At 19.2% G+C, this 665-nt stretch carries 1 pseudogene; it reads left to right on the top strand.

Features of this window, described 5'->3' with window-relative positions:
- Positions 1–614 (top strand): annotated as a pseudogene (locus tag GQX97_RS13630) (hypothetical protein); the annotation flags it as partial.
- Positions 615–665 lie beyond the last annotated feature (51 nt).

Raw genomic sequence — 665 nt, 5'->3', positions numbered from 1 at the left:
CATACGAGTATATGATAAACAAAACAAATAAAATAAAAACATTCGAATCTTATTATTTTAATACAATAAAAAACAACACTAATATTGATGTTTACCCTCCTACAGAGTTTGTATTTGAAAACCAAATAGAGTATTTTAAAAGTTTCAAAGATAAATACAAAAACATGAATATAAAAAGACTAACTTATGATGCTGTAAAAATAGAGTATATTGAAGAGGGAAATATTRATGATTTTGTATTTGATAGAAATATGGCATTAAATATAGCTGATAAAAAATATAAAGAAAATGATAAAACTAATATAAAAGAAGCTTTTAAWAARTTAAAAACTATATTAGAAGAGTTTAAAATTGAAATATTAAATATTTATAATGAAGCAAAAAATAATAATGATGAAGAAAAAATAAACAATATTTATGATACTTCTATAAAAACAATAAAAACTTATCAAGAAAAAGCAAATATATTAAAAACAATACTCTCTTCTACTATGATGATGTCAAATAGAGCTAATTCAACAAAAAGAAATAAACTTATCTTTCTTCTAACTGAAACATTAAGCAATGTTACCTATTTTTTAAGCAGAATAAACATAGCTATAAAAAAATTATAAAAATATTAATTTTGACAAAATATAATTTATTAGTATAATATTAAGTCATAT

Origin of the sequence: Brachyspira sp. SAP_772, assembly GCF_009755885.1 — a bacterium.
Lineage (GTDB): Bacteria > Spirochaetota > Brachyspiria > Brachyspirales > Brachyspiraceae > Brachyspira.
The sequence above is the reverse complement of the archived record's forward strand: the minus strand, read 5'-3'. Positions and strand labels throughout refer to the sequence as shown.